Annotated in this window: 1 rRNA gene; it reads left to right on the top strand. The window is 47.0% G+C overall.

Annotation, left to right across the window (positions count from 1 at the left end):
• A 23S ribosomal RNA gene (locus QP439_RS09005) occupies positions 1-389 on the top strand; the annotation flags it as partial.

Raw genomic sequence — 389 nt, 5'->3', positions numbered from 1 at the left:
GTATGTAGTGATGGAGGGACGCAGTAGGCTAACTAAAGCAGACGATTGGAAGTGTCTGTCTAAGCAGTGAGGTGTGATATGAGTCAAATGCTTATATCTGTAACATTGAGCTGTGATGGGGAGCGAAGTTTAGTAGCGAAGTTAGTGACGTCACACTGCCAAGAAAAGCTTCTAGCGTTTAAACATACTCTACCCGTACCGCAAACCGACACAGGTAGTCGAGGCGAGTAGCCTCAGGTGAGCGAGAGAACTCTCGTTAAGGAACTCGGCAAAATGACCCCGTAACTTCGGGAGAAGGGGTGCTGACTTTACGTCAGCCGCAGTGAATAGGCCCAAGCAACTGTTTATCAAAAACACAGCTCTCTGCTAAATCGTAAGATGATGTATAG

This window comes from Streptococcus sp. UMB1203 (assembly GCF_030217725.1).
In the GTDB taxonomy this organism is placed as follows: domain Bacteria; phylum Bacillota; class Bacilli; order Lactobacillales; family Streptococcaceae; genus Streptococcus.
This window is presented reverse-complemented; position numbering and strand designations above follow the sequence as displayed.